A 19,005-nucleotide genomic window follows, 5' to 3' on the forward strand; every position below is an offset into this window, starting at 1 on the left:
GCTTTTTTGCTATCGGCTGGGCGGCAGCGGCCCGCTCTAGCTGAGAAAGCTGAGAAAATAGCGGTAAAAGCTGTCGTCATCGGTGAGTTCGGGGTGAAAAGAGGTGGCCAGCATGTGTTCTTGCCGCGCGGCCACGATACGGCCGTCCAGCTGGCAGAGCACCTGCACGCCGGGGCCCACCCCCTCGATGACGGGGGCGCGGATAAAGACCAGCGGCACCGGGTCGGGCGATACCGGCGGGATAGTGGCCGCGGCGCTGAAGCTGTCGATCTGGCGGCCGTAGGCGTTGCGGCAAACGGTGATATCCATCACCCCCAGGTGGGGCGTTTCCCCCGCTATCCGGGCGGCCAGCAGGATGGCCCCGGCACAGGTGCCCCACACCGGCAGCCCGGCCTGTATGCGCGCTTTTAACAGACCGGTAAGGCCGGCTTCATCCAGCAGGCGGCGCAGGGTGGTGCTCTCGCCGCCGGGGAGGATGATGGCCGCCACCCGCTGCAGCTGGCCGGCGGTCTTGACGGCGACCGGCTCTATCCCCGGCTGGCGGCCCAGCGCCTGCAGGTGCTCGGCAAAAGAGCCCTGCAGCGCCAGCACGCCGACCGGTATCCTGCCGCCCACGCTACCAGCCCCGATCGGCCATTTTCTGGCTGTCGGGGATGTCGCGCAGCTCGATGCCGGTCATAGCCTCACCTAGCCCCTCGGACACCCGGGCCACCACCTCCGGGTCGTTATAGTAGGTGGTGGCCTGAACGATGGCTCTGGCGCGGCGGGCGGGGTCTTTAGACTTGAAGATGCCCGAGCCGACGAACACCCCTTCACTGCCCAGGAGCATCATCAGCGCCGCGTCGGCGGGGGTGGCCACGCCGCCGGCGGCGAAGTTGACCACCGGCAGCTTGCCGCTCTGCGCCACCTGACATACCAGATCGTAGGGGGCGGCGATCTCTTTTGAAAAGGTCATGCGCCCCTCGGGCGGCAGGTTTTGCAGGCGGCGGATATCGGCCTGCATCTGCCGCTGGTGGCGCACCGCCTCGACGATGTTGCCGGTGCCCGCCTCGCCTTTGGTGCGGATCATGGCCGCGCCTTCGCCGATGCGGCGCAGCGCCTCGCCCAGATCGCGGGCACCGCAGACAAACGGCACCGCGAACTGGTGCTTGTCCAGGTGGTAGCGGTCGTCGGCGGGGGTGAGCACCTCGCTCTCGTCGATAAAATCGATGCCCAGCGCCTGCAGCACCCGGGCCTCGGCGATGTGGCCGATGCGGGCCTTGGCCATGACCGGGATGGTGACGGCGGCCTGTATCTCTTTGATCATTTTGGGGTCGCTCATGCGGGCCACTCCGCCTTGGCGGCGGATGTCGGCGGGGACGCGCTCCAGGGCCATAACGGCCACGGCACCCGCCTCCTGGGCGATCTTGGCCTGCTCGGCGTCGGTGACGTCCATAATGACCCCGCCCTTGAGCATTTGGGCCAGATTGCGGTTGAGTGTGCTTCTGTCGTCCACGGTGATCTTCCTTTCTGGCGCACAGCGCCGGTGACAGTACAGCCGGCCCATGAGCGCCGGGCCGCTGATCGGGCGGCGGGCGCGGGGCCTTGGATACAGCGGACCGTCAGCTGCCGGTTGCGCTGGGTATGAAAGTATGGTACAACAGGAGTGTACGTATAGAAATATACAATTTTTATATTTTTGATAAGGACAGTTTTATGTTCAACTACATGTTTCAGATAGACCGCAGCCGGGACCTGCCGCTGCAGGCCCAGCTGTGCCAGCAGGTGCAGGAGGCGCTTTTGAGCGGGGCGCTGCCGGGTGACAGCCCGCTGCCCTCGATCAGGGGGCTGGCGGCCATGCTGGAGGTGAGCAAGACCACAGTGGAGAGCGCCTACGCCCAGCTGCTGGCCGAGGGCTACATCGTGAGCCGGCCGGGCAGCGGCCACCGCACCGCCAGCTTGCAGGCGCTGCCCCCCATCGCGGCGGTGGCGGCTGCGGCGGCCGAGGGTGGGGGCGGCCCGCCGGTGACCTACGACATGAGCGGCAGCACCATCGACCCGCAGAGCTTCCCCACCGCGGTGTGGAAGCGCTACCTGGGGCGGGCGCTGACCGACGCGCCGCCGGCCGGCGGCTACGGTGACGCGCAGGGCGAGTACCCGCTGCGGCAGCAGCTGGCGGCTTACAGCTACCGCTCGCGGGGGGTGGTGTGCAGCCCCCAGCAGATCGTGGTGGGGGCCGGCGTGCAGAGCCTGCTGGCGCTGCTGTGCGCCGTATTTCGCCGCCGCGCCGCACGCGGGGACGGCACCCCGCTGGCTGTGGGGCTGGAGAAACCGGGCTTTTTGCAGGCCCGGCAGGTGCTCTGCGACCACGGCTTTGCGGTGTGTGAGTACGAGTTGGACCAGCTTTTGGCCGGGGCGCTGCCGCCGGTGGCCATGCTCTACTGCGACCCGCAGAGCCCCGGCCACGCCGGACACTTTGGCGCGGCGGAGAAACTGGCCCTGCTGCGCCACTGCGACGCCCGGCAGTGCTTTTTGCTGGAGGACGACTACGCCGGCGAATTTCGCTACCTGCAGCGGCCCATACCCGCCCTACAGGGGATGCGGCCGCAAAACGGCCAGGTGATCTACATGGGCTCGTTTTCGCGGCTGCTGCTGCCCAGCATCCGCGTGAGCTACCTGGTGCTGCCGCCGACGCTGCTGCCGGACTACCGGGCGCTGGGCCGGGCCTACAACCAGACCTGCTCCTCCACCGAGCAGCTGGCGCTGAGCGGCTTTATCGCCGACGGGCACCTGTACCGGCACATCGGGCGGCTGCGGCGGCTGTACGGGCAGAAGAGCCGCCTGTTAAAAGAGGCGCTGCGCAGCGCTTTTGGCCGCCGGATAAAGGTGCTGCCTTTTGACAGCGGGCTGCAGCTGCTGGTGGAGATAGACTGCCCCCGGCCCGGCCCGGAAATAGAGGCCCGCTGCCGGCAGGCCGGCCTTATCTGCCAGGCGGTGCCGGTAAAGAGCAGTCAGCGGCCGCGGCTGCTGCTGGGCTTTTGCGCGCTGCCGCCCGAGAAGATCGCCCCGGCGGCGGCACTTTTGTGCGCGGTGTGCGACCGCCCCTGACCAGCGGGCCAAACAAGCGGTGCAGCGGCGCAATTCTTACCAAAAAGTGAAAGATTTATGACGCTTTCAGCCGCTGCCTTGTCAAGCGGCGGCCGGGGTGGTAGTCTACTTTACAGACTACAAAAAGAGAGGAAACAGACAGATGCCGAGCAGCCGAGCCGATACCGACCTGCTGGCCCGTGAGGGCCTGAGTGAAGAGAGCGCCGCCGAGCGCGCCCGTCAGGGACTACTGAACAAAGACGCCACCCCGCCCACCAAGAGCATCGGGCGCATCGTACTGGACAACACCTTTACCCTGTTTAACCTGGTCATTCTGGTGCTGGGCGGGGCCATTTTGGCGGTGGGCTCGTACAAAAACGCGCTGTTTATGGGTATAATGGTGGTCAACACGCTGGTGGGCATCGTGCAGGAGGTGCGCACCAAGCGGGTGATGGACCGGCTGTCAATCCTGTCGGCGGCGCGCGTACAGGTGGTGCGCGGCGGCGCAGTAAAGCCGGTGGGCCGCGAGCAGGTGGTGCTGGGAGACGTGATGGAGCTGTGCCGGGGCGACCAGATCGTGGCCGACTGCCAGCTGCTGACCGGCGCCTGCGAGGTGAGCGAGGCGATGCTCACCGGCGAGAGTGACCCGGTGCACAAAAAGCCGGGCGACACGCTGCTGTCGGGCAGCTTTTTGGTGAGCGGCGGCGGCCGGGCGCTGGTGACCGAGGTGGGCCAAGCGGGCTACGCGGCGCGCATATCGGGGCACCAAACCCGCACCGAGCGCCCCCAGTCGCAGATATACGGCTCGGTGCGGCGCATCATCAAGGCGGTCTCGGTGGCTATCGTGCCGGTGGGGGCCCTGTTTTTGTACAGTCAGCTCTCGATCGACGGGGCCACGGTGCAGCAGGCCATCGTCTCGACCGCGGCGGCGCTGGTGGGCATGATCCCCGAGGGGCTGGTGCTGCTGACCACCTCGGTGCTGGCGGTGGGGGTGATCAGGCTGGCGCGGCACCGGGTGATGGTGCAGGAGCTGGTGTGCATCGAACAGCTGGCGCGGGTGGACGTGCTGTGCCTGGATAAGACCGGCACCATCACCCAGGGGCAGATGAAGCTGGAGGAGCTGGTGTGCGCCGACGGGCAGGACAGCGACCGGGCGGCAAAGATGCTGGCGGACTTTTGCGGAGTGATGGCCGGCGACAGCCCCACCCTGGACGCGATCGCCGCGGTGCACTGCAACCGGCAGCTGGCGGCCGACCCGGTGGCGGTGGTGCCGTTTTCGTCGGAGCGCAAGTACTCGGCGGTGCAGTTTGACAGCTGGGGTAGCCTGGTGCTGGGCGCTCCGGAGATCGTGCTGCCCGGGGCGCTGGACACCGCCTTTGGCGGCCGGCTGGCCGACCGGCCGCGCCACAGCCGCACGCTGCTGTTGTGCCAAAGCGCACAGCCCCTGACCGGCGACGCGCTGCCGGCTGCACTGCGGCCGGTAGCGGCGGTGCTAGTGCAGGACGTGGTGCGCCCCGAGGCCGCCGACACGCTGCGCTACTTTGCCGAGCAGGGGGTGGCGCTGAAGGTGATATCGGGCGACGATGCACAGACGGTGGCGGCTATCGCCCAGCGGGTGCAGCTGCCGGGGGCTGAGCGCTATGTAGACGCCACCACCCTGCAAAGCGACGGCGACATCGCCGCCGCGGTACAGCAGTACACGGTATTTGGCCGCGTGTCGCCGGAGCAGAAGCAGAAGATGGTGGCGGCCCTGCAGCAGCAGGGACACACGGTGGCTATGACCGGCGACGGGGTCAACGACGTGCTGGCGCTGCGGCAGGCCGACTGCAGCGTGGCGATGGCCTCGGGCGCGCAGGCGGCGCGCAACGTGTCGCACCTGGTGCTTTTGGATAACGACTTCTCGTCCATGCCGCGGGTGGTGGCCGAGGGGCGGCGCAGCATCAACAACCTGCAGCGCTCGGCGGCCATCTTCATCGTCAAGACCATCTACTCGATCTTGCTGGTGGCGCTGTTTTTGCTGCTGCACCGGCCCTACCCGTTTGCCCCCATCCACCTGACCCTCATCAGCGCGCTGGCTATCGGCATCCCCTCTTTCGTGCTGGCGCTGGAGCCCAACCACGAGCGGGTGCAGGGCGACTTTTTGAAGAACGTGCTGTACCGGGCGCTGCCGGGCGGCTTTTCCACGGTGCTGATGGTGGTGGCCACCGCGCTGCTGGGGCCGCTGCTGGGCTTTACCGCGGCGCAGGTATCGACGCTGTGCGTGTTCTTCACCGCCGTGGTCGGCTTTTCGCTCATCGCGGTGCTGTGTCTCCCCTTCGACTGGCTGCGGGCGGCGCTGCTCATCTTCATCGTGGCCGCCTTTTTGGCGGGATCGCTGCTGCTGGGGCCGCTGTTTTCCATGTCGGCGCTGACGCTGCCCATCTCGGTGGCGGCGCTCGTCGGCGGACTGCTGGCCGCCGGGCTGTTTGCCGGGCTGTCGCACCTGGTGGAAAAATTTTTGCACGTGTGATGAGCTGTGAGGCTCTCCCCTACCGTGATAAAAAAGGCGCACAGCTGTTTTGGGCTGCGCGCCTTTTTTGCGCCGGTGGGGCGGGCCGATACCAGTGGCCGGCGGCTAAATGCAGGGCGGTGCGCGTTTGCGGTAAAAAAGAGCACCCGGGCGGGTGCTCTCTAGGATGTTTTTTGGGGTGCTGGGGCGTATTGAGGGGGTCTCTTTCATCTGTTGCCGGGACGGTGGGGCAGCAGATAGCAGCAGATAGCAGCGGGGCGGCTGCCGGGCCTAGCGGATGTCGCGGTCGCTCTCGGGGCGGCCGGCGGCCAGGTAGCGCTTCAGGTACTGCAGCGCCTGGGCGGCGGTGTAAAAGCTGTGTGCGCGGCCGGTGATATAGGTGACGGCATCGATACACTCGGCGCGGCTGTAGGCGGCGGGGCGCACCTCCTGCAGGGCCTGCTGCAGATCGGCATCGCGGTCGACGCGGTACCGCAGGTCGGATATGTACAGATAGCCGGCCCTCTGCGCCAGGTAGGCGAGCAGCCCCGGCTGGTCTTTAGCGGCAGATCTCATGAAACATCTATCTCCTCCTGTTGGCGCCTTGGGGTGCACTGACCGGCAGCGGGCTCCGCTCTTCCGCCCCGCCCAGACCGGCAGCGGCCCCCACGTGTCCGGGGCCGCACGGGGGCGGCGGGCGGGAGAACACGTTCGGGCGGGCCGCTGCTTGCCGCGCAGGGCGGCAACGACCGATAAAGCAGACTTAATCGTTCTGCTGTGCTATACTCACTACTAAGAAGATTTTGCCAAAAAAGGTGCTGTGAGCGGCCAAATATGGCGGTCGTGGGCACCGCCGGGCGCCGAACGCAATTTTCTACATTTTCCCAGCAAAAAACTGCCGGGCGGGGCGGCAGAAAGTACGGATAGCGCTACCGCTGTGCCGGTTATTGGGTGTAGGTATCAGTGGTATCGGTGCAAAGCGGCATACTTCACACTGCATGAATACTGCCGTGATCGTGAGAAAGCATTCAAGTGCATCTACTTATATTTAACTGGACCGTAAAAAGGCGCCCGATAACAGGCGCCTTTTTAAGTTGGAAGATCAGTCTATTTTTCTTTGATACCGAGGGTTGGGACCAGACCGGGATGAACGATGATGGGCATCTCCAGATCGAGCTTATTTTTGGCATTTTTATACTTGAACACTTTTTGAGAGCCCCCCTTATTGCCGCCGACGATATAGTTTCCGATCATAGAAAAGTCGTATAGACGAGATAAGCATGTCTCTGCATCAATGTCTATATTTTTTAAGTGCGCATCGTAAATGTCTTTAAAAGCGGCGTAATAAAAATTTACTTTTGCCGACCTTTTTAATGACCTCGAGAAAGTCCTCGTATCGCGGGATATGCTTGTGTACTTCATCGTCGAATTCATATAAAAGATTGGTGCTGTACATGGCTCTTGCCGCGACGATATCAACATTTTCAAACTGGTTGTTTACGCCGTTTTGCGCCCGCTCCTGGTACGCTTCCAAGATCAGGTTACAGAAGTCGATGATGTCTCTTGGGCGAAGACAAGTCATTTCTGTGATATAATTATATTTGCTGTACCTGCCATTGATGGAACTGTCTTCAAAAACGTCTTCCCATCTGACGAGTTCATCTCCATCAGCCAGGACCGTGCGAAATCTCTTCTCCATCATCTCTTTTAATGTGTTTTTCGTCCTGTTGGTATCCCATTCAACACGGGCCACACAGTTACTGGTGAACTTTCTCTTGTCCTCAAATTTTAAGACGTCGTAGATATCATCGCGCAAAAATACACATATCTCTATCTGTTTTCCCTGCTCGGCTGCCGCTATGTTGAATTTTCTGGCCGCTTTTAAAAGGCCGATGATCTGGCAGTAGTATTCGTCTTTCGCCTCAAAGCCTATATCCAGCTCATCAAAACAAATATAGTATTTGTGCATGGGATGCGCGCAGAGCAACACCTGGCGCAACAGTGTTTTATTGACGTCTTGGATCACCGTCGGCAGTTTATCCATTGCAATGACCGATGGGATCGTGACCTCCAGACCTGGAAAACCCGCTTTTATAGAAGTGAGCCTTACTTTTTTTCGCGGCGTAAAGAGATTGGTGATATCGGGGTCTTTGGTCCCGTAGGTATCGATCAAAAATCTTTCCAGCAGTTTTTGAGCCCTGGAAGAGTCGCTGTCGTAGGGCAGCTCCTGATCGATATTCATAAGTCTTGCGCTGGCAATGAGCAATAGATACATCCAGCTCTGTATGTATTTCTCATTTTCCGGTACCCCGATGCTCGCCTGTAAATGATGGTGGTGCCAAGGATAGTCATTTAAGTTATAACCGGCAGACATAGACCAGGGATTTGTCTTGGGCAATTCCAATATCTTTTTGCAGATCGCGGTTTTCCCCGACCCTTTTTTTCCGATAGCCAAAAAGCGCGAAAAGGAGATCAGATCTTTATACGCCTGGTGCTCCTCAAAGCACTCTTCCAGCAAGATATCCTGCAGAGCGTCTATATTGCCAAACGCGTTCGTTTTTAGATTAAGAAGACTTTTCACCTGAGCGCCCCCTGCCTTTTGGTCTATATGTGCCAATAATATTTCACGAATATATATTTTTTCATAACATATATCATTTATCAAATAATATAACACAATACACCGTAAACCGCAAGATTTCAGCAGCAGGATCCTATCGTCTGACCGGTCTATGTCTCACTTTTTGTCTCAGTTTATGTACCTATTGTGCACATGGCGCGTACTGCTGTTAAACAGTTTAACGAACACATGGCTGCGCAAAAAATAGGCCGGGAGAGAGGACAGAGGGTAGAGGGTAGAGGACACAGGACACATATCAAAAAGCACCTAAAAAGTCCCCCGCGCATTGTATCTGCGCGGGGGACTGCACGCCTGGCGGAGCTTTAGCCCACGCCGAAATCGGTGTTGTCGGTCAGGAAGTCGATGCGGGGGTCGTTTTGCAGGTGGGCGTATTTTTGGCAGAACCACTGGGCCAGCTGGGCGTCGGCGCGCACGTCGGTGCTGTTTTCACAAAACACGTTGATACAGCCCAGGGGAAAATGCTCGAGCAGTATCTTCACGTCGCGGTCGAGCATCTCTTTGGTCTGGCCCTGGATGCCCACCAGCAGACACACCGAGTCGAAGTAGCGGCGGACCTCCTGCAGGTCGTCGTAGACGATCCCCTTTTTGAGCACCCGGTTGCGAAAATCGTCGTCGAAGGTCTCGATACCGCACTTGAATACGATGGGGACACCGAAGTAGTCCCGCACCTCCTGCAGGCGGTGGCGGTAGGACCAGTGGCACTCAAAATACAGCTTTTTGATCTGCTTTTGCTCGACGACCCGGCGCAGGGCGGCCATTGTGCCGGGGGTGAGCTCGAACACGCTGCCGGAGTTGATGACCTCCAGCTGGCCGGTCTGGCCGGTGACCCGGGCCAGCACCGACGCGTTGACCCGGTCGCAGAGCAGCTCGTCGGTGGAGTTGTCGCGGATATAGTCGCAAAAGGCACAGCGGCCCCAGGCGCAGGGGCCGCCTTTGAGCAGCACCAGCTCGCGGGCGTGGTGGCCGGGGATGACGCTGTAGCGCTGCAGCTGTGTGGACTGATCTGACGGCATGGCTTGTAACCTCTCTATCTTCTGTATTTTTGTTTTTAGATACGACAATTTTGTACTGTAACACGCCGGCAGAAAAAATGCAACCGGCCGGCGGCAGATGCGTCACCGGTCGGCGGGGCGTGTACCGGGGCTGCGCGCAGCTTTTTGGCGGGGCAAAACCGACGTGCGGGCGGCAGGTGGCGCGCCGGGCGGCAGGTTTTACTTGCATGTGGGCGCAAAAGTGGTTATAATAAAAACATGTTATGTGGCGCGGCGCGGTTTGCCGCGCCGACTGGGCGATGATGGGAAAGATGGCCTGTACGCGTTACTCCCCTCTTTTACAGAGAACCGGCGGCAGCTGAGAGCCGGCAGAGAGGGGCGGGCCGGTCCGCTCCCGGAGCTCTCGGCGACGAGCCGAAGGACGGTACCCTCTATCGTACCAGACGAGTGGCCGGCAAAGTGACTGCCGGCAATTTGGGTGGCAACGCGGAACGTCTTCCGTCCCATGTGTAAAAACAGGGGCGGGAGGCTTTTTTTGTGGCCCGCAGCGCGCAAAAGAGCGCTTTTCCGCCCCGCCCAGAAGTATATTGAGGAGGCAGATACGATGCTGGATATCAAACTGTTGCGCACCGACCCGGAACTGGTGAAGGAGAACATCAAGAAGAAATTTCAGGATGAAAAGCTGGTGCTGGTGGACGAAGTGGTGGCGCTGGACCGGGAATTTCGCACGGTAAAATCGCGCTGTGACGAGCTGCGCAGCCAGCGCAACTCCATCAGCAAGCAGATCGGCGCGCTGATGGGTCAGGGCAAAAAAGAGGAGGCCGAGGCCACCAAGGCCCAGGTGGCTGCCATCGCCAAAGAGCTGGCTGAGCTGGACGAAAAAGAGACCGAGCTGAGCGCCCAGATCCGCCAGCGGATGCTGGTGATCCCCCAGATCATCGACGAGTCGGTGCCCATTGGCAAAGACGACAGCGAAAACGTGGAGGTGGAGCGCTTTGGCGAGCCGGTGGTGCCCGATTTTGAGGTCCCCTACCACGTGGACATCATGGAGCGGCTGAGCGGCATCGACCTGGACAGCGCCCGCAAGACCAGCGGCAACGGCTTTTACTACCTGTGCGGCGACATCGCCCGGCTGCACTCGGCCATTTTGTCGTACGCGCGCGACTTTATGATCGACCGCGGCTTCACCTACTACATCCCCCCCTACATGATCCGCGGGAGCGTGGTCACCGGCGTGATGAGCTTTAGCGAGATGGAGAACATGATGTACAAGATCGAGGGCGAGGACCTGTACCTCATCGGCACCAGCGAGCACTCGATGATCGGCAAATTCATCGACACCATGCTCACCGAGGACCAGCTGCCCCAGGCGCTGACCAGCTACTCGCCCTGCTTCCGCAAAGAGGTGGGGGCCCACGGCATCGAGGAGCGGGGGGTGTACCGCATCCACCAGTTTGAAAAGCAGGAGATGGTGGTGGTGTGCCGCCCCGAGGACAGCGCCGACTGGTTTAAAAAGCTGTACCAGAACACGGTGGACTTCTTCCGCTCGATGGATATCCCGGTGCGCACGCTGGAGTGCTGCTCGGGCGATTTGGCCGACTTAAAGGTCAAGAGCATCGATGTGGAGGCCTGGTCCCCCCGCCAGAAAAAGTACTTCGAGGTGGGCAGCTGCTCCAACCTGGGCGACGCCCAGGCCCGCCGGCTGGGCATTCGCGTAAAGCGCAAGGAGGGCGGCAACTACTTCGCCCACACCCTGAACAACACGGTGGTGGCGCCGCCGCGCATGCTCATCGCCTTTTTGGAAAACAACCTGCTATCCGACGGCCGCATCGCCATCCCCGAGCCGCTGCGCATGTACATGGGCGGCAAGGCGTACATCGGCTAAAAGGTCCGGTGCAAAAGCAGGGCCTGTCGGGGCCGGGTGCTGAGCGTCGGTGGGCTGGCGGGCCGGTGGACCGGTGAGTTTCGGCCATACTTTCAGCGCGCTTTAAACGCGGTCAAAACGTGCCTGAGACGAACCCGAAACGCGCTCTAGACATGGCTCTAAACATGCTCCGGGCGGGCCCGGTGGGCAAAAATAGAAAAGCGGCGTGCAGAACTGCTCTGCGCGCCGCTTTTTGTAGTGAGGTGTGAAGATGGCCGCCGCGGGGGCGCCAGCCGGTCAGCCGGAAAACGGCGGGCCGGGCTGTTTGCCCCAGCAAGACGGCCGCATCGCCATCCCCGAGCCGCTGCGCATGTACATGGGCGGCAAGGCGTACATCGGCTAAAAGGTCCGGTGCAAAAGCGGAGCCTGTCGGGGCCGGGTGCTGAGCGTCGGTGGGCTGGCGGGCCGGTGGACCGGTGAGTTTCGGCCATACTTTCAGCGCGCTTTAAACGCGGTCAAAACGTGCCTGAGACGAACCCGAAACACGCTCTAAACATGCTCTAAACCTGCTCTGGGCGGGCCCGGTGGGCAAAAATAGAAAAGCGACGTGCCGAACTGCTCTGCACGCCGCTTTTTGTAGTGAGGTGTGAAGATGGCCACCGCGGGGGGCGCCAGCCGGTCAGCCGGAAAAACGGCGGGCCGGGCTGTTTGCCCCAGCAGGACGGCCGCATCGCCATCCCCGAGCCGCTGCGCATGTACATGGGCGGCAAGGCGTACATCGGCTAAAGAGGTCCGGTGCAAAAGCGGGGCCTGTCGGGGCCGGGCGCTGAGCGCCGGGTGCCGGTGAGCTGGTAGGCTGGTGAGTTCCGGCTATACTTTCAGCGCACTTTAAACGCGATCAAAACGTGCCTGCGACGAACTCGAAACGTGCTCTAAACATGCTCCCAGGCGGGCCCGGTGGTCAAAAATAGAAAAGCGGCGTGCAGAACTGCTCTGCGCGCCGCTTTTTGTTGTGAGATGTGAAGATGACCGCCGCGGGGGCGCTAGCTAATCAGCTAGAAAGACAGCGGGCCGGGCTGTTTGACCCAGCAGGACGGCCGCATCGCCATCCCCGAGCCGCTGCGCATGTTGTTGGGCGGCAAGGCGTACATCGGCTAAAGAGGTCCGGTGCAAAAGAGGGGCCTGTCGGGGCCGGGTGCTGGGCGCTGAGCGCCCGGCCCCGATGGGATGGCGGACCGGTGGACCGGTGGGCTCTGGCCATACTTTCAGCGCGCTTTAAACGCGATCAAAACGTGCCTGAGACGAACCCGAAACGCGCTCTAGACATGGCTCTAAACATGCTCCGGGCGGGCCCGGTGGTCAAAAATAGAAAAGCGGCGTACAGAACTGCTCTGCGCGCCGCTTTTTGTAGTGAGGTGTGAAGATGGCCGCCGCGGGGGCGCTAGCTAATCAGCTAGAAAGACAGCGGGCCGGGCTGTTTGCCCCAGCAAGACGGGCGCATCGCCATCCCCGAGCCGCTGCGCATGTACATGGGCGGCAAGGCGTACATCGGCTAAAGAGCGGCGTATTTTCGGCCTGTGTCCCCTGCGGGCGGGCCGGCGCCCGGCAAAATAGAGAGAGAGCGGCGCGCGGTAACAGTTACCTCACGCTGCTCTCTTTTGCTGTTTGGGGGGCGGAGGGTGGGCAGTCTGGACGACGGGAGCTGGGAGAGCGCGGAGAATCCGTCTGTGGGGAGGTGCGGGATAGGTGGGTCATCCAGGCGCGGCGGGGATGCCGGTGGGTGACAGACGGCGTAGCAGCGGCCCTCCCCTGCCCAGCGCGACTGCGGGCGGGCAGTCTGGGTGGTGAGAGCTGGGAGAGCACAGAAAAGCTGTCCCTGTGGGGAGGTGCGAAGTAAACGGGCTATTCGGGCGCGGCGGCTGGGGCCTATAGCAGGTGGGCGCGGGCAAAAAGCGCCTGACTATGCCGGGCGGCGGCTCTCGATGCCGTCCGGCACAGCACAGACGCAGCCACGGCCCACAGCGCAAAATAAGGCCCCCGGCAGAGACCGGGGGCCTTTGTTATGCAGTAGTGGGCGGCGGCGTAAGTGGGCGGTGGCCCGGCGGTTCACTCCCCAAAAAAGGGGCAGTCGGTGCCGAGACACTGCTGGTTTTGGGGCGAAAAGGTGCAGCGGGGCTTACTTTTGAGCAGCTTGATGCCGTACTGCCGGTCGACAAAGTCGATCGCCACCGACAGCGACAAAAAGGCGTTGCGCTTACAGCAGCGGGGCCCCCCTACTGCAGCGATCGCCTGCAGCGCCTGCGAGACAAAGCTGAGATTGTCGCTGTAGTACTGGTCACTGCTGAGCGGACCGGTGCCGTGCAGGATGGAGAGCGCCGCGCCGACCGAGGACGCCGAGCCGCAGACGCCCCACTGCCCGCAGGTGGCCCCAGGCATCTGCCGGCCGCGGCGGATCATCTCGTCCAGCGCCGCATCGAGATCGAAATCCACCCCCGCGCTGTGCAGCGCCGACAAAAAGCAGGCGCCGTCGAGGACGTGGTGCTCGGGGCCGTGCATATGCACATAGTCCTTTTGCATCATCTGGCAGAGGTGCTTTATAGGGCTAGTCTCGGTGGAGCGCAGGCACTCCTCTTTGATCTGCTGATAGATATCCATTGCGTTGTCTCTTCTCTCCTTTTTTGATATCACCGGGCGGCGGGCCTTTTCAGCCGGTGGCGGCGCTGTTTTAAGGGCGGCACACACCGCGCCCCGCACCGGCAGGCAGCTGGGGCGGGGCGCGGGCTGTTACATTTTGTACCGGCGGATATAGAGCGGTATCACACCGCCTCAAACTGCCCTAAACTATCCTAAACTGCTCCAAATTGCCCCCGCCGGGTGCAGGTGCTGCCGAGGTGGCATCTACCGGACGGCGGCCAGCAGGTCGCCGATGCCTTCGGCCATGGTGGGGTGGGTGTAGATATTGTCGCGCAGCACCGTGTACGGCACGCCGATATCGATAGCCAGCTTAAAGATGTTTATCAGCTCGTGGGCTTCGGCCCCGAACAGGTGCGCGCCCAAAATGCGGCCGCTGGCGGCCTCGATGACCACCTTGAACAGGCCGGTAGTCTGGTCCAGGACCTGGGCTTTGGGGATGGCCGCCACCGGCAGCCGGGCCACCTGCACAGACAGGCCCCGGTCTTTGGCCTCTTGCTCGGTGAGGCCCACCCGGGCCATGGGCGGGTCTAAAAACACGCTGTAGGGCACGGCGCCGCGGTTTTGGGTGGTGCGGCCGCCGTCGCCCAGCAGCTGCGACTTTACGATGCGGCTGTCATCCAGCGAGATGTAGGTGAATTGCAGGCCGCCGGCCACATCGCCCATGGCCCAAACGCCGGGGGCGGTGGTGCGCAGCTGCTCGTCTACCTGTACGGCGCCGCGATCGGTGAGGGCCACCCCGGCCCGCTCGCAGCCAAGGCCCTCGGTGTTGGGGTGGCGGCCCACGGCCACCAGCACCGCCTGGGCGCTGAGTGCACGGCGCTCGCCGGCCTGCTGCAGGTACACGGTGGCGGCGTCGGGGCCGTCCTCCACCCGCTGCACCTGGGCGCCAAACAGCAGCTGTACGCCGCGGTCCTGCAGGCTCTGGCGCACGGCGGCGGCCACCTCGGCGTCCTCGCGGGGCATAAAGTCGCCGGTGTTCTGCACCACCGTGACCCGGGCGCCGAAATTCTGGTAGTAGGAGGCGAACTCCAGCCCGATGTAGCCGCCGCCGATGATGACCAGCTCGGCCGGCAGCGCATCCAGCTCCATCAGCGTTTGGCTGGTATAGGTGTAGCGGCTCTCTTTTAGCCCGGGGATGGCGGGCAGGTTGGGCTGGGCGCCGGTATTTATAAAGATGTGGCCGCCCTGCAGCTGCTGGATGCCGCCGTCGGGCAGCGCCACCGACAGCGTTTGGGGGCCGGTGAAGGCGGCCCGGCCCAGGATCACCTCGACCCCGGCGGATTGGAGCTTGGCCAGATTTTTTTGCCGCAGCGCCGCGGTGAGCCGGCGCTTTTTGGCGATGGCCTGCGCGTAGCGGGCGGCCCGGTCGGCAAAACTGCCGCCCTGGGCGGCGGACATGCGGGCGCTGTGCTCCAGCGATTTGCTGGGGATGCAGGCCACGTTGATGCAGGTGCCGCCGTACATCTGCGCAGACTGCTCGATGAGCGCCACCCGGCGGCCGGACCCGGCCAGCGCGCCGGCCAGCGTTTTGCCGCCTTTGCCAAAGCCGATGATGATATCGTCGTATCGTTTCAAAAGAAAAGCCTTCTTTCTGTTCGTCAGGCGGCGGGGCCGCCGAATATCTGTGCGGTGATATCGCCGATGGCGATGCTCTGCAGCCGCTTTTGGCACAGCTCGTCGAGTTCGCGGTAGATGCCGTCCATGACGGCGCCCATGCCCGAGGCGACCAGACAGTCCATATCCACGTCGCCGCTGCGCCAGCTGACCTCGACAAAGTGCACCGACAGCGCCGCCGCCACCTGGCAGAGCGTTATGTCGGCGGCCGGGCGGGCCAGCAGGTAGCCGCCCGCGCCGCCCTCACGGGTGCGCACCAGTCCGGCACGGGCCAGCTTGGCCAGCACCCGCCGCACCCGCACCGGGTGGGTGCAGATGTTTTGGGCCAGCTGCTCGCTGGACTGGGTGCAGTTTTTGTGGTCTAAAAACACCAGCGCGTGTACGGCCAGTGAGAGATCTCCGTTCAAAGTGCTGATACCTCGCTGTTTGCAGTATTTACTGGGGGGCGCTCTCGCCCCCGGTGACGGTGTCGTAGGGCCAGTCGATGATGCCGCCCATATCGTATACCTGCCGGTAGCCGATGGCCAGCAGCTTGTCGGCCGCCTGTTTGCTGCGCGACCCGCTGCGGCAGTAGAGGATGATAGGGGCCGACTTGTCGGGCAGCTTTTCGGGCGGGCGGCTGGCGATAATGTCGTTTGGGACCAGGATCGCCCCGGGGATGTGGCCCTGGGCGTACTCCCCGGCGGTGCGCACGTCGACCAGCGTGACGCCGCCGGCGTCGATCATCTCCCGGCCCTGCTGGGGGGTGATCTTTTGATAGGTGCCAGCGGGCTGGGCGCTCTCGCCGCTCGAGCTCTGGCCATCCGGGGCGCTGCCGCCGGTGGATGGCTGGCTGCCGGCGCCGCAGCTGCACAGTACCAGCGCGGCAAGCAGCGCCACAGCGGCGATCTTTACCTGCTGCATGGGGCACACCTCCTTTTTCTCATTACTGTAATCATACTGGTTACAGTTTGTTTTGTCAAGCGAATTAGAGAAATTTTATCCGAATAACAGCGGCGGCGGGCTGTACGCGGCGGCAAACGCTGCTCGGCGGCCGGTCGGCAGCTGGGCGGCGTTTAGGCAGCGTTTGGGCGGCGGCCAAAGCGGCGGCGGCCGCGGACCATGCTTGCGGTGATGGCGGTGAGCGGTGAAGAGTGGAAGTCGGCGGCGCTGTCCGCCGGCAGCGGCCCCTGTTTTGCCGCTTCTCCCGGCGGGTAGGCGGCTCGTCTGCCGCCGCTCGCGCGGTCGGTGAGATCGCGCGGCGGGCCGTCGATGTCGCGTATAAGACCGCGCCCGACCACCCAGGTCATACAGCCCATATGACCCCATACAACTCTACACAAGCTCTATACAGGCCCTACAGGCCATAAGCCCCACACAGGCATACGGGCCCCTGCCCCGGTCTGTCTTGGTCTGCCCCGGTCCGCAAAAGAGCAGAGCAGGGGGACCTTACTCGATCAGGCGGTCCCCTGCTCTGCTCTTTTATGGGTGGCGGCTATGCTGGCGGCTCTCCGGTGAGAGCAAAGCCGCATTTGCCCTGCTTTTTGACCTTATAGAGGGCGGCGTCGGCCCGGCGGTAGAGTCTTAAAAAGTCGCTGCCGTCGGCCGGGGCCAGCGACACCCCCACGCTGGCCGACACCTGCCAGCTGCCGCTGGCGGTGCGGTGCTGATAGCTGAGCGCCTGCACCAGCTCGCCGGCCAGCTGGGCCGCCCGCTGATAGTCGCAGTTTGGCACCAGCGCGGCGAACTCGTCGCCGCCGATACGGCCCACCACCGCCTCGGGGCCAAAGTGCTCCACCAGCTTATGGGCGAAGCTCTGGATGACGGTATCGCCGAACTCGTGGCCCAAGCTGTCGTTGGCGTTTTTAAAGTTGTCGATATCGAGGATGAAAAAGCCAAAGGGGCCGTCGGCACTGCGGGCCAGCCGCTGCTGCATCTCGAGCTGGGTGGCGGTCTTGGTGTACAGGCCGGTCATCTCGTCGGTGTGGGCCAGCCGCTGCATGCGGCGCTGGCGGCGCTTTTCGGCGTCGATATTCTGGCGGTAGGTGAGCATGTGCACCGCGCCGTCGCCGGGGTTTTCGATGAGGCGGGCGGTGATGCGCATCCAGTAGTAGTCGCCGCCGGTGGAGATCATGAACTCGTACTGCAGCGTGTCGCGGCCGGCGCGGTAGCAGTCCAGCACGTTTTGCGGCGAAAAGGTGTCGATATAGCCCTGCCTGAACTCCTCTTTGATCTGCTTTTGGGCCACGATGCGCAGCGCCTGGCTGAAGGGGGTGCCCGCCGGCGCGCCCAGGCTGTCAAAGTAGTCGGCGGTGGCCTGGTTGGCCGGGCGGTCGCCGGTGATATCCAGCTCGTAGATGTTTTCAAACAGCTGCTCGGTGGCCTTTTGGAACACCGAGCGCCGCTCCTGCTCGTTTTTTTGCAGCAGCTCGACGATGCGGCGGTTGTAGCTGCGTATCACCAGCGTGATGACCAGCAGGATAAAGCCGATGATCACCGCGATGATGGCCGCCGTCTGCCCCACCTGCCGCTGCAGGCCCTGCATGAGCGGGCCGGTGTTGCGCTGCACCACCAGGTGCCAGCTCAGCTCGGGCAGGTAGCGGGCGACCAGGTAGTCGCGGCCTGTTTTCGTATCGCTCCACAGGCTGAGGGCCTCCCCTTCCTCGCGCCAGCCGAGCAGCTGCCGCCGCACGCCGGCGCTGTAGGGACAGAGGGCAAAAAACGACTGCTTCTGGTAGCCGGTATAGGCGGTGGAGAGCTGGATGTCGCTGCTGTCGTCGATCAGGTAGGCGCTGACGCCAAAGGTCTCCTGGTAGCTGCGCAGCAGCGCCTGCAGCCCCTCAATACGCACCCCCACCCCCACGATGCCCAGCACCTGGCCCTGCCCGTCGCTGATCTTGCAGTTCACGAACACCGTGATCTCGTTTTGGGCGGCCTCGTCGTTGTCGACGTTCATGGCGTAGTCGTCGCCGCTTGCCAGCAGCTGGTAGTACCAGTCGTTCTCGGGGTCGCCGGGCGCCAGCACCCGGTCGAGGCCCTCAAAGTTATAGTAGCGGCCGGTGGCGGTGGAGACTAAAAACACCGAGTCGTAGCTGTATTTTTGGCGGTAGGCGTCGAGGTAGCGGCGCAGCGTCTCGGTAAAGGCGGGGTCTTGCAGGTGATCGGGCTCCCGGGTCAAAAAATCTTGCAGCAGGCGGTCGCCAGCCATAGTCAGCGACACGTGCACCGGCTTGGTAAAGGCGGTGGAGAGCTGGTGGTAGATATCCTCGCTGGTCAGGTCGGAGACCTGCTCGATGTGCTGGATCGAGGCGCCGTAGTTGGTGCGGTAGCTGAGCGCCGCGGTGACGGCGAACCCCACCAGAATGACCAGGCAGACCAGCAGATTGGTCCGCAGCAGCATGCTCTTTTTGTGTTTCATTGCGCGCCCCTCCCCCGGGAGCCGGCCGCGCTCGGCGGGTGCGCCGGGCCGGTGCCGTACGGCAGCCCTTTTTTTCATAGTACCACGATCGGGCGGGAAAAGATATGCGCCGCCCAAAATAATCGGGCGGCGCCAGTTGAGGGGGACAATTTAGGGGCGATTTGAGGACAGATCGAGGACAGTTTGGGGGCCGTTCTGAGTTGTTTTGAGCAGCTTTGAGCCGTTTTGATCGAGTTTTGGCAGTTCGCG

17 protein-coding genes are annotated in these 19,005 nt (G+C 62.9%); 5 read left to right on the forward strand and 12 right to left on the reverse strand.

Annotated elements, in window-relative coordinates; all coding sequences use genetic code 11:
• Nucleotides 1–36: 36 nt before the first annotated feature.
• Both pdxT and pdxS read right to left on the reverse strand, forming a co-directional pair.
• Nucleotides 37–615, reverse strand: coding sequence for a pyridoxal 5'-phosphate synthase glutaminase subunit PdxT (gene pdxT, locus H8K20_RS05710; RefSeq protein ID WP_341480821.1), 579 nt, complete (start codon nucleotides 613–615; stop codon nucleotides 37–39).
• A gap of 1 nt (nucleotide 616) precedes the next feature.
• Entirely contained in the window at nucleotides 617–1,495 is an 879-nt protein-coding gene (gene pdxS / locus H8K20_RS05715) for a pyridoxal 5'-phosphate synthase lyase subunit PdxS (protein ID WP_186487740.1), read from the reverse strand.
• Nucleotides 1,496–1,695: 200 nt separating this feature from the next.
• Between pdxS and pdxR the strand changes: the two genes are divergently transcribed.
• Nucleotides 1,696–3,087, forward strand: a complete 1,392-nt coding sequence (pdxR, locus tag H8K20_RS05720; RefSeq protein ID WP_186487741.1) for a MocR-like pyridoxine biosynthesis transcription factor PdxR — start codon at nucleotides 1,696–1,698, stop codon at nucleotides 3,085–3,087.
• 142 nt (nucleotides 3,088–3,229) lie between these two features.
• Complete coding sequence (locus tag H8K20_RS05725) at nucleotides 3,230–5,575, forward strand: HAD-IC family P-type ATPase (RefSeq protein WP_186487742.1); 2,346 nt, start codon at nucleotides 3,230–3,232, stop codon at nucleotides 5,573–5,575.
• Nucleotides 5,576–5,845: 270 nt separating this feature from the next.
• Here H8K20_RS05725 and H8K20_RS05730 read toward each other — a convergent pair whose 3' ends face one another.
• The 4 genes from H8K20_RS05730 to H8K20_RS05745 form a co-directional block, all read right to left on the reverse strand.
• Nucleotides 5,846–6,130 (reverse strand): hypothetical protein, encoded by a 285-nt coding sequence (locus tag H8K20_RS05730; RefSeq protein WP_154865377.1) that lies wholly within the window; start codon nucleotides 6,128–6,130, stop codon nucleotides 5,846–5,848.
• A 531-nt stretch (nucleotides 6,131–6,661) separates the two neighbouring features.
• Nucleotides 6,662–6,808: a hypothetical protein gene (locus tag H8K20_RS05735; RefSeq protein ID WP_186487743.1), complete on the reverse strand. Its 147-nt coding sequence runs from the start codon at nucleotides 6,806–6,808 to the stop codon at nucleotides 6,662–6,664.
• A 76-nt stretch (nucleotides 6,809–6,884) separates the two neighbouring features.
• A complete protein-coding gene (locus H8K20_RS05740; RefSeq protein WP_186487744.1) occupies nucleotides 6,885–8,135 on the reverse strand; it encodes a P-loop ATPase, Sll1717 family in 1,251 nt (416 codons plus the stop codon).
• Nucleotides 8,136–8,497: 362 nt separating this feature from the next.
• A complete protein-coding gene (locus H8K20_RS05745) occupies nucleotides 8,498–9,184 on the reverse strand; it encodes a radical SAM protein (RefSeq protein WP_105204439.1) in 687 nt (228 codons plus the stop codon).
• A 607-nt stretch (nucleotides 9,185–9,791) separates the two neighbouring features.
• Between H8K20_RS05745 and serS the strand changes: the two genes are divergently transcribed.
• From serS to H8K20_RS05755, 3 genes are all read left to right on the forward strand, one after another.
• Nucleotides 9,792–11,072 (forward strand): serine--tRNA ligase, encoded by a 1,281-nt coding sequence (serS, locus tag H8K20_RS05750; RefSeq protein ID WP_186487745.1) that lies wholly within the window; start codon nucleotides 9,792–9,794, stop codon nucleotides 11,070–11,072.
• Between the two features lie 250 nt (nucleotides 11,073–11,322).
• Nucleotides 11,323–11,454 carry a hypothetical protein gene (locus H8K20_RS14025; protein ID WP_279287424.1) on the forward strand — a complete coding sequence of 44 codons (132 nt, stop codon included), beginning with the start codon at nucleotides 11,323–11,325 and terminating at the stop codon, nucleotides 11,452–11,454.
• Between the two features lie 236 nt (nucleotides 11,455–11,690).
• Nucleotides 11,691–11,837, forward strand: a complete 147-nt coding sequence (locus H8K20_RS05755; protein WP_186487746.1) for a hypothetical protein — start codon at nucleotides 11,691–11,693, stop codon at nucleotides 11,835–11,837.
• 1,320 nt (nucleotides 11,838–13,157) lie between these two features.
• Here H8K20_RS05755 and H8K20_RS05760 read toward each other — a convergent pair.
• The 6 genes from H8K20_RS05760 to H8K20_RS05785 all read right to left on the reverse strand — a co-directional run bounded on the left by H8K20_RS05760 (nucleotide 13,158) and on the right by H8K20_RS05785 (nucleotide 18,756).
• Entirely contained in the window at nucleotides 13,158–13,706 is a 549-nt protein-coding gene (locus H8K20_RS05760; RefSeq protein ID WP_186487747.1) for a DUF5714 domain-containing protein, read from the reverse strand.
• A gap of 243 nt (nucleotides 13,707–13,949) precedes the next feature.
• The gene (locus H8K20_RS05765) at nucleotides 13,950–15,320 is read right to left on the reverse strand and encodes an FAD-dependent oxidoreductase (protein ID WP_186487748.1); all 1,371 of its coding nucleotides are present in this window, start codon (nucleotides 15,318–15,320) and stop codon (nucleotides 13,950–13,952) included.
• A 23-nt stretch (nucleotides 15,321–15,343) separates the two neighbouring features.
• Nucleotides 15,344–15,766, reverse strand: coding sequence for an RrF2 family transcriptional regulator (locus H8K20_RS05770; protein ID WP_186487749.1), 423 nt, complete (start codon nucleotides 15,764–15,766; stop codon nucleotides 15,344–15,346).
• A 28-nt stretch (nucleotides 15,767–15,794) separates the two neighbouring features.
• The gene (locus H8K20_RS05775; RefSeq protein ID WP_186487750.1) at nucleotides 15,795–16,262 is read right to left on the reverse strand and encodes a rhodanese-like domain-containing protein; all 468 of its coding nucleotides are present in this window, start codon (nucleotides 16,260–16,262) and stop codon (nucleotides 15,795–15,797) included.
• Nucleotides 16,263–16,414: 152 nt separating this feature from the next.
• On the reverse strand, nucleotides 16,415–16,657 hold the full coding sequence (locus H8K20_RS05780; protein WP_186487751.1) for a hypothetical protein: 243 nt from the start codon (nucleotides 16,655–16,657) through the stop codon (nucleotides 16,415–16,417).
• A 176-nt stretch (nucleotides 16,658–16,833) separates the two neighbouring features.
• Nucleotides 16,834–18,756 carry a sensor domain-containing diguanylate cyclase gene (locus H8K20_RS05785; protein WP_186487752.1) on the reverse strand — a complete coding sequence of 641 codons (1,923 nt, stop codon included), beginning with the start codon at nucleotides 18,754–18,756 and terminating at the stop codon, nucleotides 16,834–16,836.
• Nucleotides 18,757–19,005 lie beyond the last annotated feature (249 nt).

The organism is Neobittarella massiliensis (ex Bilen et al. 2018), from assembly GCF_014269355.1.
Lineage (GTDB): Bacteria > Bacillota > Clostridia > Oscillospirales > Ruminococcaceae > Neobittarella > Neobittarella massiliensis.